The organism is Bacillus sp. FJAT-18017, from assembly GCF_001278805.1.
Taxonomy (GTDB): domain Bacteria; phylum Bacillota; class Bacilli; order Bacillales; family Cytobacillaceae; genus Bacillus_D.
Genome location: NZ_CP012602.1, coordinates 619852 through 634459 on the forward strand (window position 1 = coordinate 619852; position 14608 = coordinate 634459).

General features: G+C 45.0%; 14 protein-coding genes and 1 tRNA gene. 10 read left to right on the top strand and 5 right to left on the bottom strand.

Features of this window, described 5'->3' with window-relative positions:
* The first annotated feature begins 178 nt into the window (after positions 1-178).
* The 7 genes from AM500_RS02885 (at position 179) to AM500_RS02920 (ending at position 7887) form a co-directional block, all read left to right on the top strand.
* Positions 179-1675, top strand: coding sequence for a tetratricopeptide repeat protein (locus AM500_RS02885; RefSeq protein WP_053597855.1), 1497 nt, complete (start codon positions 179-181; stop codon positions 1673-1675).
* Between the two features lie 506 nt (positions 1676-2181).
* A complete protein-coding gene (gene trxB, locus AM500_RS02895; protein WP_053597857.1) occupies positions 2182-3135 on the top strand; it encodes a thioredoxin-disulfide reductase in 954 nt (317 codons plus the stop codon).
* 568 nt (positions 3136-3703) lie between these two features.
* Positions 3704-4162 carry an NUDIX hydrolase gene (locus AM500_RS02900; protein WP_053597858.1) on the top strand — a complete coding sequence of 153 codons (459 nt, stop codon included), beginning with the start codon at positions 3704-3706 and terminating at the stop codon, positions 4160-4162.
* Between the two features lie 45 nt (positions 4163-4207).
* Complete coding sequence (rapZ, locus tag AM500_RS02905; protein ID WP_053597859.1) at positions 4208-5101, top strand: RNase adapter RapZ; 894 nt, start codon at positions 4208-4210, stop codon at positions 5099-5101.
* Complete coding sequence (locus AM500_RS02910) at positions 5098-6057, top strand: gluconeogenesis factor YvcK family protein (RefSeq protein ID WP_053597860.1); 960 nt, start codon at positions 5098-5100, stop codon at positions 6055-6057. The genes rapZ and AM500_RS02910 overlap by 4 nt, the downstream gene beginning before the upstream one ends.
* Positions 6058-6423: 366 nt before the next feature.
* A complete protein-coding gene (gene whiA / locus AM500_RS02915) occupies positions 6424-7377 on the top strand; it encodes a DNA-binding protein WhiA (protein WP_053597861.1) in 954 nt (317 codons plus the stop codon).
* Between the two features lie 255 nt (positions 7378-7632).
* The gene (locus AM500_RS02920; protein ID WP_043930306.1) at positions 7633-7887 is read left to right on the top strand and encodes an HPr family phosphocarrier protein; all 255 of its coding nucleotides are present in this window, start codon (positions 7633-7635) and stop codon (positions 7885-7887) included.
* 142 nt (positions 7888-8029) lie between these two features.
* Here the strand turns inward: AM500_RS02920 and clpP are convergent, their stop codons facing one another.
* Together clpP and AM500_RS02930 are read right to left on the bottom strand one after the other, a co-directional pair.
* Entirely contained in the window at positions 8030-8641 is a 612-nt protein-coding gene (clpP, locus tag AM500_RS02925) for an ATP-dependent Clp endopeptidase proteolytic subunit ClpP (RefSeq protein WP_053597862.1), read from the bottom strand.
* A gap of 191 nt (positions 8642-8832) precedes the next feature.
* Positions 8833-9399 carry a DUF6241 domain-containing protein gene (locus tag AM500_RS02930; protein ID WP_053597863.1) on the bottom strand — a complete coding sequence of 189 codons (567 nt, stop codon included), beginning with the start codon at positions 9397-9399 and terminating at the stop codon, positions 8833-8835.
* Positions 9400-9579: 180 nt separating this feature from the next.
* Between AM500_RS02930 and AM500_RS02935 the strand changes: the two genes are divergently transcribed.
* Positions 9580-9651, top strand: a tRNA-Arg gene (locus tag AM500_RS02935).
* A gap of 121 nt (positions 9652-9772) precedes the next feature.
* Here AM500_RS02935 and AM500_RS02940 read toward each other — a convergent pair.
* The 3 genes from AM500_RS02940 to AM500_RS02950 are packed head-to-tail and all read right to left on the bottom strand — an operon-like array spanning position 9773 to position 12233.
* Positions 9773-9985, bottom strand: coding sequence for a hypothetical protein (locus AM500_RS02940; protein ID WP_053597864.1), 213 nt, complete (start codon positions 9983-9985; stop codon positions 9773-9775).
* Between the two features lie 14 nt (positions 9986-9999).
* Positions 10000-11610 carry an Mbeg1-like protein gene (locus AM500_RS02945; RefSeq protein WP_053597865.1) on the bottom strand — a complete coding sequence of 537 codons (1611 nt, stop codon included), beginning with the start codon at positions 11608-11610 and terminating at the stop codon, positions 10000-10002.
* A complete protein-coding gene (locus AM500_RS02950; protein WP_053597866.1) occupies positions 11607-12233 on the bottom strand; it encodes a hypothetical protein in 627 nt (208 codons plus the stop codon). The genes AM500_RS02945 and AM500_RS02950 overlap by 4 nt, the downstream gene beginning before the upstream one ends.
* 355 nt (positions 12234-12588) lie before the next feature.
* On the opposite strand from AM500_RS02950, the gene rpoN reads away from it, so the two are divergent.
* Both rpoN and AM500_RS02960 read left to right on the top strand, forming a co-directional pair.
* A complete protein-coding gene (gene rpoN, locus AM500_RS02955) occupies positions 12589-13896 on the top strand; it encodes an RNA polymerase factor sigma-54 (protein ID WP_053597867.1) in 1308 nt (435 codons plus the stop codon).
* Positions 13897-14333: 437 nt separating this feature from the next.
* The gene (locus tag AM500_RS02960; protein WP_053597868.1) at positions 14334-14591 is read left to right on the top strand and encodes a glutaredoxin family protein; all 258 of its coding nucleotides are present in this window, start codon (positions 14334-14336) and stop codon (positions 14589-14591) included.
* The last annotated feature ends 17 nt before the right edge of the window (positions 14592-14608 follow it).

Below are 14608 nucleotides of genomic sequence, written 5' to 3' on the forward strand. Positions count from 1 at the left end.
TCCCGGCCCCCCAATTAATGGCGCGCGATTTTAACTTTTTTTAAAAATCACACCCCGCCGAATCTCACATCCTTCCAAGCTGAAAAACTGCCAATCCTATCCTAACCCCCAGCCCCACCTCCACGGATGAAGAGTTTTGTGGTATACTACTCTAGTTATTACATTTGTGGAGGACTTCATGGGGAAAGACTCGAAAGCTATTAAATCCAAGGGGAAACTTCTCTCCTTTTTCCCGACGGGTGAGTACTATTTCACAAAAGGGCTGAAGGCTTACCACCGCCGGGATTTTGAAAAAGCAAAACGATATCTGCAGCGGGCGTTGCAGCTTGAGCCGGGAGAACCGATGATAGCGTGCCAGCTTGCTTTGGTATGGACCGAAATCGGTGAATATACAAATTCTAATCGGCTGCTGCATATGATTTTGGATGAATTGGATCCTCATATGAACGAGTGCCATTATTTTTTAGCAAATAATTACGCCCATTTGGGATTCTTTAAAGATGCTACACGCCATTCCAAGCTTTATTTGGAGCTTGAGCCGGATGGCGAGTTCTATGATGACTCCGAGGATCTGCTCGAGCTGTTAGTCATGGAAAGTGGTGATGACGAGGACGAGGATGATTGGTACCAGGAGGACGACCTGATGATTCGCCAGGAGGAGGCACGAAATCTCCTTGAAACTGGTTATTTTCCCAAGGCGATTGAAATGCTGAAGGGAATTGTCGAGGAATATCCAACATACTGGTCTGCTTATAACAATCTCGCACTTGCCCACTTTTACATGGGGGAAGCGGAAGTGGCAGAGTCCGTCCTTGCTGACGTGCTAGAGCGCAATCCAGGCAATCTGCATGCGCTTTGCAACTTGCTTGTCTTCGCGCATTACAAACGGGAAACTGAGGAAAAGAACAGGCTAATTGCAGTTCTAAGGAAAGTCAAGCCGATGATGTCTGAGCATCAATTCAAGCTGGGCGCGACATTTGCGCTGGCAGGCGAGTATGAGCTGGCTTTCGAATGGCTGAAGCGGCTCTACAAGTATGGCTTTGAAGGAGATGGCCCGTTTTATTACTGGTTTGCTCACTCCGCTTATTTTACTGGCAGGGAAGAGCTTGCCCGGTCAATCTGGAAAAAAGTAATTGAAATCAATCCGGATAAAGAAGGTTCCGAGCCGTGGAACGAAACAGTCTCGGCTGGAATGGAGGATCTTCCCCGCTCGATTTTGCAAAAGATGGACAGTGAATACTTGGAGGAAAGGCTGTTTGCACTCTTCCTAGCATCTCTTTCAACCAAAAGGGATGAACTGCTTTCTTCAAGGGAAGCCTGCCAAAACGGGAAATTCACCGTGCCGGAAAAAGAATATTTGGCCTTTTTAAAGTGCGGAAAGCCTACATTTATGGCGGCAGCCCATGAGACGGCAGAAATGTTCTACGATGCGCACCAGCCAATTGGAGCGCTCGAAGCCGGCCTGTATTTAATGTGGTTCGCTGTAGCCGCTGAGGCCAAATCCCAGGGTCTCGACCTAAAAAACAAAAAAGCGTGGGCAGCAGCAACCGAATATGTCTGGTTTAAATACAAGAACGAGCATATGACTATGGCTGAGCTTGGCGGGCGCTATGGCCTTTCTGCTGGAACAGTCGGGAAATATGTTAAGCTCGTTGATTCTTGCCTTCTTTTATAAAAGGCTTTGTTATAAAATATTTTTTTAAAAAGCTGTGTTAATGGATATTGTTGGTTTATTAGCACTGTGGATTGGAGCGGAAGGCGCGAAGACTCGTTCGAAAATGCAAAAAACGCATTTTCTCCTGCGGTGGCTTTTTCAGGGCCGATTATTCAACGTCCTACGGGATAAAAGGTCAGTGGGAGACCCCACAGGCGCTAGCGCCGAGGAGGCTCCCAGGCCGCCCGTGGAAAGCGAAGCGCCTGGAGCGGAAATGTAAAAAATTGAATATATTCCTTGCAAAGAAAAATGTTCAATTAACGATAAGCTGATCGCTCTCTACATAGGCGGTCAGCTTTTTGTATAACGATTCTGAGCATTCTGTTGGACTCTTGAACCCGTGTTTTATAGGATAAGGATGACAAGGGAACTCTATACAAAACGTGTCCGAAATATCTTTGTTTAGGTTCACTCACTTTAGCAATAATAGAAATGCGATCGTTCATATATAGATAGGAGTGACAGGGATGTCAGAAGAAAAAATTTATGACGTCATTATTGTAGGCGCCGGTCCTGCAGGGATGACAGCGGCTGTTTATACATCAAGGGCGAACCTTTCTACTTTGATGATTGAACGCGGCATTCCGGGCGGCCAGATGGCCAATACGGAGGAAGTTGAGAACTATCCGGGCTATGAGCATATTCTCGGGCCGGATCTGTCCACGAAGATGTTCGAGCACGCCAAGAAATTCGGCGCTGAGTATGCATATGGCGATATTAAAGAAGTCATCGACAATGGTGATACAAAAACCGTCATTGCCGGTTCTAAGGAATATAAGGCATACTCTGTTATCATTTCCGCTGGTGCCGAATACAAAAAGATTGGCGTCCCTGGTGAAAAGGAACTTGGCGGACGCGGTGTTTCGTATTGCGCGGTTTGCGATGGTGCCTTTTTCAAAAATAGGGAGCTTGTTGTCATTGGCGGCGGCGATTCCGCGGTTGAGGAGGGTGTTTACCTGACCCGCTTTGCAACAAAGGTAACCATTGTCCATCGCCGCGATGAGCTTCGTGCCCAGAAAATTCTGCAAGACCGTGCGTTTGCCAATGAAAAAGTTGATTTCATCTGGAATCATACTGTCAAGGAAATCAACGGCAAAGACGGCAAAGTTGGCAGCGTAACGCTCGTTTCAACTGTTGACGGCACGGAAACCGAATTCCCGGCAGATGGCGTCTTCATTTACATCGGCATGGTTCCTCTCTCGAAACCATTTGAAAACCTTGGTATTACTAATGCCAATGGCTACATTGAAACGAACGAGAAAATGGAAACAAGAGTGAAAGGCATTTTTGCGGCTGGCGATATTCGTGAAAAAACGCTCCGCCAGATTGTTACTGCAACTGGTGACGGCAGTATCGCGGCCCAGGCAGCCCAGCACTATGTTGAGGAAATTAAAGAAGAAATCAAAGCAAGGCAAGCGTAAAGTAAAACTTCCATCAGTGGCGGTTTTACGCTGATGGTTAGCGGTGCGCAAGCACGGCTGGCCAGCTATCCAAATAGGGGTGGCTGGCTTTTTATTTTTACTGATTGTTAATCGAGTTGCATAAAAAAATTTGGGAAGTCTATCCAATAAAATTAACTACTTTTTAACCTGTTTGTAACAAGAGTGAAATAATGGTAGGGTATGATAAAAATAGAAATTGACCCCCTTTTATATACCCTTATCGCACGGGCGACTGCCCGTGCCCTTTTTTTGTCCGCTTCAGCAAAGTTATATAGAAACATATCTGATTCCCTTCATTGTAGGGCATTACTAAAAATAGTATAATAAAGCAAAGCTTCAATCGGGGCGGAATTTTTTTTCCCACTGATTGTGAACTAAGCCATTCGGGCTTTGATCCCCACTTCCTTCTTTGAAAACCCGGAATTTTTGAGGTGGGGGACTTACTACCCGTTAATGCGGGATAAAGTGAAACAACTCTAAAACTTCGGGATAGGGATACCTATTCTTCTTTAGGATTTAGTGGTTGCATAATTGAGGTGGAATGAACATGCAGAGGGTTGCCAATTGTGTGTTGATGAAGGAAGACAAAATCTTTCTTTTGCAAAAACCGCGCCGGGGCTGGTGGTCGGCACCTGGCGGGAAGATGGAGCCCGGCGAATCGATCCGCGATGCGGTGATACGCGAATACCGTGAAGAAACCGGGATGTATTTAAAGAATCCAAGATTAAAAAGCGTGTTTACGATTATTATCCAGGAAAATGGCCAAACGGTAAACGAATGGATGATGTTTACCTTCCTTGCAACCGACTCAGAAGGAATGCCGAATGAAACGTGCGAGGAAGGCATCCTTAGCTGGCATTCCGCCGAAAAAATTGCGGAATTGCCCATGGCTCCTGGAGACTACCATATCCTGGACTATGTCATACATGGCCATGACCTCATCTATGGTACTTTTACCTATACGCCTGATTTTGAACTAATCAGCTATAGGCTTGATCCGCAATAGCCAAAACGAAATTGACAATAGAAAATTTTTTTAGGGGGAATATGGATGAGCACTGGTTCAGTCCATGATACACAAATGGTAATCATAACGGGGATGTCGGGTGCCGGTAAAACGGTTGCCATCCAGAGCTTCGAGGATCTGGGATTCTTCTGCGTCGATAACCTGCCGCCGACTCTCCTGCCAAAATTCCTCGAACTTATGAAAGAGTCCGGGAATAAGATGAATAAAGTTGCCCTCGTCATGGATTTGCGCGGCCGGGAATTTTTCGATCACCTATTCAAGGCGCTTGATGAACTGGCTGAAACGTCCTGGGTGACGCCTAAAATTTTATTCCTGAATGCAGACGATGCCGCACTGGTGCGCCGCTATAAAGAAACGCGCCGTTCGCATCCGCTTGCAACAGAGGGCCTCCCGCTTGAAGGAATCAAGCTGGAACGAGAGCTTCTTGAAGAACTGAAGGGCAGGGCCCAAATCATTTATAACACTTCTGATATGAAGCCAAGGGAATTGCGGGAGAAAATTCTCTGTGAATTTTCAAAAAATAATCAGACGACCTTCACCGTAAATGTTGTTTCGTTCGGTTTCAAGCATGGAATCCCTATTGACGCAGATCTTGTTTTTGATGTACGGTTCCTGCCGAATCCGCACTATATTGAGCATATGAGGCCAAAAACTGGATTGGAAAAGGAAGTATCCGATTATGTGCTGAAAATGAAAGAAACGCAGATGTTCATTCAAAAATTGACTGACCTGTTGACATTCATGCTTCCCCACTACAAGCGGGAGGGAAAGTCGCAGCTTGTTGTTGCCATTGGCTGTACCGGTGGACAGCACCGCTCGGTCACCCTGGCCGAATATATTGCCCGTTTTTATGAAGCAGAATACAAGACAGTCGTCTCACACCGAGACATTGAAAAGAGGAAGGAAAAAACGACATGACCAAGACAGGACACCCTAGAGTCGTCATCATAGGCGGCGGAACAGGCTTGCCTGTCCTCCTGAGAGGGTTGAAGAAATATCCAGTCGATATCACGGCAATTGTAACTGTCGCGGATGACGGCGGCAGCTCAGGCAGGCTGCGCGAGGACCTAAACATCCCGCCTCCTGGTGACGTAAGGAACGTCCTGGTTGCCTTATCGGATGTTGAACCGCTTGTGGAGGAGATGTTCCAGCACCGCTTTGCTACATCTAATGAACTTTCGGGCCATTCGCTAGGCAACTTGATCCTGGCAGCGATGGCCTCGATAACAGGCAACTTCACCCATGCTATCCAGGAAATGAGCAAGGTCCTGAATGTACGTGGGAAGGTCCTTCCTGCCGCGGCCCAAAGTGTTGTTCTTCATGCAGAAATGGAAGATGGCACCGTCGTATCGGGAGAATCGAAAATTCCGTATTCCGGGAAAAAAATTAAGCGTGTGTATTTGACACCCTCGAAGATAAAGCCGCTTCCGGAAACGCTCCAGGCAATCCGGCAGGCCGATATGATCATCATTGGCCCTGGCAGCTTGTACACGAGCATCCTTCCCAACCTGCTTGTCAAAGAGCTGGGAGAGGCAGTATGCAAGGCAAAGGCACGTAAGGTGTATATTTGTAATTTAATGACACAGGCCGGCGAGACCTTTGGCTACACGGCAAGTGACCATGTAAAGGCTATTTATGAACATATGAACTGTGCGTTTATTGATACCATCCTGGTAAACAATGAAAAAATTGATGAACACATACAGCTTCTCTATAAAGAAGAGCAGGCTCATCCGGTCAAATATGATACAGAAACGCTCGAACAGCTGGGGATTGAGGTTGTTTTCGCTGAAATTGCCGTTCAGGATGGAACAGCATTGAGGCATGATACGAAAAAGGTCGCATCAATTCTTTATTCAATGCTCGAAGAATAGGTAAATTTAAACATAGCACATATTTTTCAAACAATGCCAATAGATTAAAGTTAATATAAGTATAGTAGCAGGAGCGCTTTCCATAAAAAATAGGGCTTTCTCTCATGATACTTTTGGCTTTGTTAAACAAGAATGTTGAGTTTAAGGGCAAGAATAATTGCTTAGGAAAAAGTGTGGCTGGATTTTAGATATAGACTTCGCGCCTTCCGCTTTAAAATCAACTCTGTTTAAGAAGCACAGCTTTTTCAACAAGGCCATTTTTTAAAAAAATGGGGCGTAAAAGAAAATTCACCGAAACTAAAATCTATCTTATACGTACTATTAATTATTGCCATGCAAACGTTTGTCTGGCCTGGAGGTGAGGAAATGTCTTTTGCGTCAGAAACAAAAAAGGAACTGACGAATATTGAAGCGAAGCCTTGCTGCCAAAAAGCGGAGCTGTCCGCCTTGATTCGGATGAACGGATCCCTGTCTTATTCAAGTCGGAAGCTTGTGGTTGATATCCAGACAGAAAACGCTGCGATTGCCAGAAGGATCTATACTCTGATAAAGAAAAATTATCAGACCGAGGTTGAGCTATTAGTCAGGAAAAAGATGAGGCTAAAGAAAAACAATGTGTACATTGTCCGCCTTGCCCGGTACACGAAGGAAATACTTGAAGATTTAATGATTATAGGCGAAGGGTTCACAATCAATCATGAAATATCAGCTGAGCTTGTGAAGAAGAAATGCTGCAAAAGGGCATACCTGCGTGGGGCTTTTCTCGCTGGGGGCTCGGTAAATAACCCTGAAACTTCATCTTATCACTTTGAAATTTATTCAATGTATAAGGAGCATAACGATTCGTTGTGTGAATTGATGAATACATTCGGCTTGAACAGTAAAACACTAGAGCGTAAAAAGGGCTATATCACTTATTTGAAGGAAGCTGAGAAAATCACTGAATTCCTGAATATTATCGGTGCCCACAATGCATTGCTGCGATTTGAGGATGTGCGCATCGTCCGGGATATGCGCAATTCGGTCAATCGCCTTGTCAATTGTGAGACGGCTAACCTCAATAAAACAATTGGTGCTTCACTAAGGCAAGTGGAGAATATTCGGTTTATCGACAGGACAGTCGGCCTGGAAATTCTCCCAGGAAAACTGAGGGAGATTGCGGAACTCAGGGTTGCCTACCAGGATGTTACATTAAAGGATCTTGGCGAAATGGTGTCCGGAGGGGCAATCAGCAAATCGGGCATCAATCACCGCCTTCGTAAAATAGATGAAATAGCCGAGAAGCTTCGCGCTGGTGACACCGCCCTTAAAATAAAGTGAACTTTCCATTGGTGGGGGATTCAGCCCCACTGATGGTTAGCCGCGCCAGCCTGATTGTTTTTTTTGAAGGGCTGTAGCAGAAAGAAAAAAATCTTAGTTCACCAAACTGGGTAAGTTAATTCAGATGTTCCGCTGGTGAAGCAAGAGTTAGTAAGGTATTTAGACGCCGCTCCAGCCGAGGGTGAGACCTAAAAGCAGGACAGGCACCATTTATAGGCAGTAAACTGCCATAAGACGTACAGAGGAGGAAGAATGATGGTAGAGAAACAAGTCGAAGTCAAATTGAAGAACGGTCTCCAAGCACGGCCGGCAGCCCAATTCGTCCAGGAGGCAAACCGTTTTTCATCAGACGTATTTCTGCTGAAGGATGGTAAAAGGGTTAATGCAAAAAGTATCATGGGGCTAATGAGTCTGGCAGTAAGCACCGGCGCTGTCATCAACATTCAGGCGGATGGCCATGACGCAGACGATGCTGTTGAAGCGCTCTCTGCATTCGTTGCAAAAGAATAGCACTTTGTGAAAAACTGTAAGCGGATTCGGCCCGAGGGAGAATCCGCTTTTGCTTTAGGGGTCAGACCCTTACCCCTGGGGGTAAGGGTCTGACCCCAGTAAAAAGACCGCTCCCATCCGGAAGCGGTCCTCATAGTTAAGTTTATTTATCTTCTTTTTTCTTTTCTTCGATAACGTTGCGGGTGATGATATGGTCAACAAGGCCATATTCTTTCGCACGCTCCGCTGTCATGAAGTTGTCGCGGTCTGTGTCCCTTGAGATGACTTCAAGCGGCTGACCAGTGCGTTCTGAAAGGATAGTGTTCAGCTTGTCGCGAAGGAAGAGGATGCGCTTGGCGGCAATCTCGATTTCCGTTGCCTGGCCTTGTGCACCGCCAAGTGGCTGATGGATCATAACCTCAGCATTTGGGAGGGTGTAGCGCTTGCCTTTTTCACCAGCAGCCAGGAGGAACGCGCCCATTGAAGCTGCCATTCCGATACAGACAGTGGAAACGCTCGGCCTGATATACTGCATCGTATCGTAAATCGCCATACCAGAAGTAATGCTGCCACCAGGGCTGTTAATGTAAAGAGTGATATCCTTTTCAGGATTTTCAGCTTCAAGGAACAAAAGCTGTGCGACAATTGAATTTGAAACGTTATCATCAATTCCGCTTCCCAGCATGATAATCCGGTCTTTTAAAAGGCGGGAATAAATATCGTATGCTCTTTCGCCACGGTTCGTTTGTTCAATAACTGTAGGAATCAAGTTCATTTAGAAAGCCTCCCTTTTGTATACGTTATGTATGTATCATACAATAATGGTCAATAAAGGTCAAACGAATCGCTTGATAGTCAAGCAGTGTTTTGTTCGACAATTTCCATGTCATCCATCTTACCCAAACTAGGCAAATTTAAACAAATTTAAGCTAACTTGTCTTTTCAGGACCCAGTACCGGACAGATATCATTTCCCTATATCATAGTTCTCTTCAATATAGGCTCTTTCCTCTTCAAGAGAGAGAATCCCTGTTGCTTTTCCGACGGTTCCATTCTGCAAATCCCAGATGGCATTATGGTCCCTGTCCACCTGACTGAAGTCTCCCTTTTTCCATCTCATCAAAATATCCCTGTAAATCCGTTCATGTTTGAACTTCTTAGCTTCAAGGATGGCTAAAAGCCTGTCAATACGCTGTTCTGTCAGCGGAACTGATCCCCATTTTTCCTCTGCTTTTACCTTTTGGTGGCTCATGAAGTGGATCGTATTTTGCATGGTCAGTTCCTTCATTGTCAAGGGTAGTTCGTTTTCGAGTTGAACTTTTGATATGTCATCGGCTATCAAAAACCCGGAGCCGCCCTCTGGTGCGTTGGCCTTGTTAGAGGATACCGCTTCGCCAGTGTTTAATTTGACTTTTGATTTAGGGATGAGGAAGTCTGAAGCAAGCAAGGCCGCGCCAATTAGAACCATTAGTGCTGCGGAAACGGCTATCAGTATCTTTTTCTTTTTGCCATGCTTTCGCTCTGATCTGCTCATTCCCATTTCCCCCTCATAGCAGAAATATACTTCTTTTATAATGACGGCAAATGGCGGAGGCTACAAGTTTTTTGCATTCTATTCCATTGCTTCCAGTTGAATTTAATAGTCATTTTCAGGTTTGCCATTGACAAGTTTAGACGATTTCGCTATTATTAGATAGGTCTTCACCAAAACAATGCCCTCGTAGTGCAACGGATAGCACGCAAGATTCCGGTTCTTGAAATTCGGGTTCGAGTCCTGACGAGGGCGTACCAAAGCCCCCATGTTTGTTGGAAATTCCACAAATATGGGGGCTTTTTTTATCGCTAAAAGATAGAGTGGTAAGCCTAGTGCTTTTAAAAAAGAAGCAGGGAAAATTACCCTGCTTCCTTCATTCTTTAATGTTTGCCACATCCACACTGCTTAATTTCCTTTTGACATACCTGTATTGGTCAGCGGCTCTTTTGATGGCCGAGGCACATTGTTCGCTGCCGATTCCTTCAAATTCATGGCCGATTTCAGCTGCAATCTGCTCCAACTCGTTGATGATTGTCTGCAGCTCTTGTTTGACTAAATAAAGTTCCTGTTGAGCTTGTGAACTCATAATCATCCCCCAAATTAAATACTGGCAAGAATATTGCGTTCGGCCCGTTCAAACGAGTCAGCCGTATCCTCAAGGTATTCAATGCATCTGGCAAGCCTCTTGTTTTCGCTGGTTAATAAATCAGCCTGCATGAGGCTCAGCATATCGAGAAGCCCAACTCTGAAATAAAGCGAATCCATTCGCCGGTCTAGATTGCTGATCCGGTTGTTGATGCTTTTCAGCCGCTGCGAGTAGGAGCGGAGTTTAGCGGTATTAACCCGGATTATTGGACCGGCTGCAGCTGCTCTGAGTCCCGGATTCAAAAAGCTGTTAATCCAGGATTGCAGGTGACTGACAGCGGTTTCAAGAAAAGCAGTTACCGATAGGACAATAAAGTTCCTTCCCCTGTAATAAAGCACTCTTAGAGTGTCAATCGTTTTAACGATATAATCAAGTACAACACCAGTAGCAAATGCCTTTATCGTGAATGGGGCAAAGGCCAGCATCAATACGGCTGTCACAATCGATGAAACCACTTCAAGATCCAATCCAAATTGAGCACCGAGCATTTGAAGGCCTGCCCCTGGGAGTAACTGCAAAAATAGTGGCACGGTGCCCAATATCTCTGCCCAGGATATATTCCCGCCATTCACCAGCGCCGTATCGCCCATCACCATATGGGCAATCCCCATTCCGCCTTCCGTAATAACATTGCGGATTGGCGAAGGCAAATTCATAATTAGAGTGGAAAGGCCCTGGAGGTATGTGGATACTTCCCCTTGTGCAGCGAACTCGGTAAAGTGGCCATCGACAGTCAGGTAACTATCAGCATAATGCCATGCCTTCCCAGTTAAAAGTGATTCCATAAATATAATCTGGTCCTCGGGGACGATACGGGTGCCCAATATATTCACATAGTCATTATCTGCGGCAATCGAATACAGTTTGTTCCGGCGCGCGTTAAACTCTTCCTCACCTAAAGTCGACCTCATCCAGGCAATCGCTTCGGGTGACATGCCTTGGCCATCAAACGAATAGCCATTCCTGATTAAATGTGAGTATTCGGATGTCATCGTGACAAACTGAATCTTGTTTCCACCTTTTGAGTGCCCGGTTATGTCGATGATCGGGGTGCTCTCGTCCCAGCCGTTTTCCTCAATCACTCGGTCAAAATACTCCTGAGCTTCTCTTTGCTGCTCAGTCGCGACAACCGTACCGCCAAGCCCAGTCCCATTATCAAGCCACTCTCCGCCGCCAGTTCCCCTATAAACGAACGTTACGTTGCCGTCCTGATCAATAAATGTCGTCGCATTTAGCCCTCCGTTTTCATAAGGCGGGTTATCCATTAAAAGGCTTTGATTATCAATCATTAAATTGCTGAAGTGCTCGTTTTGGCTGCTCGCATTGGCCAGCACCTGATACTGCCTTTGCCGGTCGAGATAATCAGTCTCGTTTCCGGAAGGGTGGTTGGCCATATAGGCTTCAAAACCGCCGGGAGCATCGTAAATATCCCCTAACTTTACAATAATATCAGACATATAATCGCCGTCTTTGACACCAACATCTTCAACATTCAAATACATTAAAACATTTAACAGCGCGGCTTCATTGGCTTGGTCCTGTAAGTTGGGGTCGAGACTATTCACTGTAGTTCCCTCCACCTTGCTGTCCGGAATTGATAGTCCCGATCCATGGAGAAGTCGCCTCTAAGACTCGCCCAATTCTTCCCGGTCGCACCGTTAAACAGTTCATTGGCATTCGAATCATCCAATTCCGCAAGCTTGCCATTAAGCATATAGAATATATACAATTCACTTCTATATTGTTTCTCTTCAAGAAGAGCACGCAGTTTCTCGACGAGCTCATCTTTATTTGACGAATCCTGTTCGACAGCGATTTGAATGGTCATGGGGGTATTTTTAACCTTTGAGTATTCAGAAACAGTCATTCCAGGCTTGGCTTTTTCGGGTAAAGTCGTGCCGCCGGGGCTGTAAATCGCCTTGAAATTGTCATATACCTGCGAAACGATGCTCTGGAACTCCTGCTCAATTGGCTCTTTCATTAAGAAGTCAACATAGTTATCAGAAATGTTCCCGGTTTCCTTTGTTTTTCGGACAATGATGGAAGCATCAGGAAATTTTTCTGACCGTACCTTCATTTCTGAATAGCCTGCAGACCAGGTCTGGGTTTCCTTGCTGATAATTTCAAATTCTTCACCGTACTTTTCTTCCATATACCTCAGCATTTCCTCTTCCGCTGACACTTTCATACATCCACTCACTCCTACTAATAAAAAAGTACACAACACGAGCAATATTATTTTTTTCAATACAGTCGACTCCCTGGCATGTGAATTCAAGCTTCGGTCTAGATTTATGGAAAAATTATGAATTATTTTCAATTTTACAGGATGGGCAACTCCTTAGCCAATTGATATCATGATATATTTTAAAATACAGGCCGATAGTACTAGCGAAGGTTTAATGGAATCACTTTTGGAGGACTTTTAGGCTGTATTTTGAAAAAATACGACACACTTTCGCCATATTCTCTTCGCCATTTTTTCTTCTTGTACGCAAGCGCTTTATTTTCATGTAAAATAAGGGTATGAGGGGGAGACTTGTATGGAAATGCGAACTGGTATATGGCAGCAGCAGCAAATCAAATTGTCCCTGACCCAGGAATTAACCCAGGCGATTGCCTTGCTCCAATATAATACTCAAGAGCTAGCGAGCTTCCTTGAAGCAAAGTCCTTAGAGAACCCGCTGCTTGAAGTCGGTCCAACAGACAGGTACCGGGTAAAGAAGCGGGTAGCAAGCAGCGAACGGAAGGATCACGATATAAACGGTGTTCCGACCGAAGCGCACCCGACTCTTGAGGAATATTTATTTTCCCAGATACCTCCTGGAAAAATTAATAAATTTACGAGATTAATATATAAGCTATTGATTCTGAATATGGATGAAAACGGCTATTTCCGCGGGGATGTCGATCAAATTGCAACGAGTGCAAAGACAAGCAGCGATATGGTTGAGGACTGCCTTGCTGAAATTCAAAGATTGGATCCAGCTGGCATTGGAGCCAGGAACCTGCAGGAATGCCTGCTTTTGCAGCTTGAGCGGCAGGGGGACAGCGCGGAGAATGCTAGAAGGATTATCTCAGGGCATTTTTCGGATTTCGCCGATAAAAAATGGAAACAGCTCTCGAAGGAACTGAAAATCAGCCTTCCTGAAATTCAGCAGGTCCAGGATTTAATTCAAACGTTAAATCCACGTCCGGGGGCTCCTTTTTCTCCAGAAAAAGCTGCCTATATTGTTCCGGATGTGGTTGTTAAAAATATAGAGGGCCAGTGGACAGTCGAATTATTGGAAGGGACCGTACCGAATATCGGCTTTAATGATAGCCTTTACCGAAGCTTGACTGCGGTCGGGGACAGGCAGGCGATCAAGTTCCTAAATGACAAATTCAATGATTATCAATGGCTTGCAAGAAGTATCAAGCAGCGAAATGAAACAATACTGAAAGTCGCTGCAAAAATCATTGAAAAGCAACCCGCCTTTTTTGAAAACAGAAAAGGCCAGCTTCGTCCGCTTACCATGAAAGAAATCGCCGATGAAATCGGTGTTCATGAATCTACGGTTAGCCGGACTGTCCGGGAAAAATATTTAGGCACTCCATTTGGGACATTCGAACTGAAATCCTTTTTCCCGTCAGGAATTCAAACTATTGCAGACAGCAACGCCTCTTCGGTCGAAGTGAAAGCGCTTATAAAAGAGTGCATTAGCCAGGAAGACAAGAAACGCCCAGTTTCCGATCAGGATATTGCCAACAAGTTAATGGACTCCGAAGGCCTTGTCATCTCAAGGCGGACCGTCGCAAAATACCGTGAACAGCTCGGCATCGCCTCATCCTCAAAGCGAAAACGATTTTAGATAACGTGAAACTGGCTGACCCTACTCGGGTCGGCCGTTTGTACATATTGGGGGCTCGATCGGATAAGCAATGATAATTCAATAAATGTGATTTTTCGATTCATCGCTTAAAGCAGACCTACGATTAATCGGCCAAATGAGCTTTACAGGATTAATCTCATAGGGCTGACCTACGATTAATCCACGAAACGTACTTTACTGGATTAATCTCTAAGGGCAGACCCCCGATTAATCCACCAAATGAGTTTTACAGGATTAATCTCATGGGGCAGACCTGCGATTAATCCACTAAACATCGTGACTCTAATATGTAACACTAAGTACGGTTTTACTATTTATAGTCAATGGATCGGAAAAAAGGCGAACCGAATATCAATGGCACTTTTTTGCAAAAAGCATACTATCAGGTTTACTATGGACGAGAAGGAGGGTTTCATATGACAAAGCTAACCTTTTATACCCGCGCCAACTGCCCGCTTTGTGAAAAAGCCAAGGCTGATATACTCGAGATTAAACAGGATATTGAATTCGAGATTGAAGAAATTGATATCAGTACTAGTGATGAGCTGACGGAGGAGTTCGGACTGATGATTCCGGTTATTTACATAGATGGCGAAGAAGTTGGTTACGGAATTGTGAATGAATTATATTTACGTAACCGCTTGCAGGAAAAACAACGTAATCATATTAGTTGAAAGTGACTTTCACTCCT

What these genes read in the sequence shown, in the direction of transcription:
- AM500_RS02885 (WP_053597855.1), top strand. Translation starts at nt 179, where the DNA reads ATGGGGAAAGACTCGAAAGCTATTAAATCCAAGGGGAAACTTCTCTCC.
- trxB (WP_053597857.1), top strand. Translation starts at nt 2,182, where the DNA reads ATGTCAGAAGAAAAAATTTATGACGTCATTATTGTAGGCGCCGGTCCT.
- AM500_RS02900 (WP_053597858.1), top strand. Translation starts at nt 3,704, where the DNA reads ATGCAGAGGGTTGCCAATTGTGTGTTGATGAAGGAAGACAAAATCTTT.
- rapZ (WP_053597859.1), top strand. Translation starts at nt 4,208, where the DNA reads ATGAGCACTGGTTCAGTCCATGATACACAAATGGTAATCATAACGGGG.
- AM500_RS02910 (WP_053597860.1), top strand. Translation starts at nt 5,098, where the DNA reads ATGACCAAGACAGGACACCCTAGAGTCGTCATCATAGGCGGCGGAACA.
- whiA (WP_053597861.1), top strand. Translation starts at nt 6,424, where the DNA reads ATGTCTTTTGCGTCAGAAACAAAAAAGGAACTGACGAATATTGAAGCG.
- AM500_RS02920 (WP_043930306.1), top strand. Translation starts at nt 7,633, where the DNA reads ATGGTAGAGAAACAAGTCGAAGTCAAATTGAAGAACGGTCTCCAAGCA.
- clpP (WP_053597862.1), bottom strand. Translation starts at nt 8,641, where the DNA reads ATGAACTTGATTCCTACAGTTATTGAACAAACGAACCGTGGCGAAAGA.
- AM500_RS02930 (WP_053597863.1), bottom strand. Translation starts at nt 9,399, where the DNA reads ATGAGCAGATCAGAGCGAAAGCATGGCAAAAAGAAAAAGATACTGATA.
- AM500_RS02940 (WP_053597864.1), bottom strand. Translation starts at nt 9,985, where the DNA reads ATGAGTTCACAAGCTCAACAGGAACTTTATTTAGTCAAACAAGAGCTG.
- AM500_RS02950 (WP_053597866.1), bottom strand. Translation starts at nt 12,233, where the DNA reads ATGAAAGTGTCAGCGGAAGAGGAAATGCTGAGGTATATGGAAGAAAAG.
- rpoN (WP_053597867.1), top strand. Translation starts at nt 12,589, where the DNA reads ATGGAAATGCGAACTGGTATATGGCAGCAGCAGCAAATCAAATTGTCC.
- AM500_RS02960 (WP_053597868.1), top strand. Translation starts at nt 14,334, where the DNA reads ATGACAAAGCTAACCTTTTATACCCGCGCCAACTGCCCGCTTTGTGAA.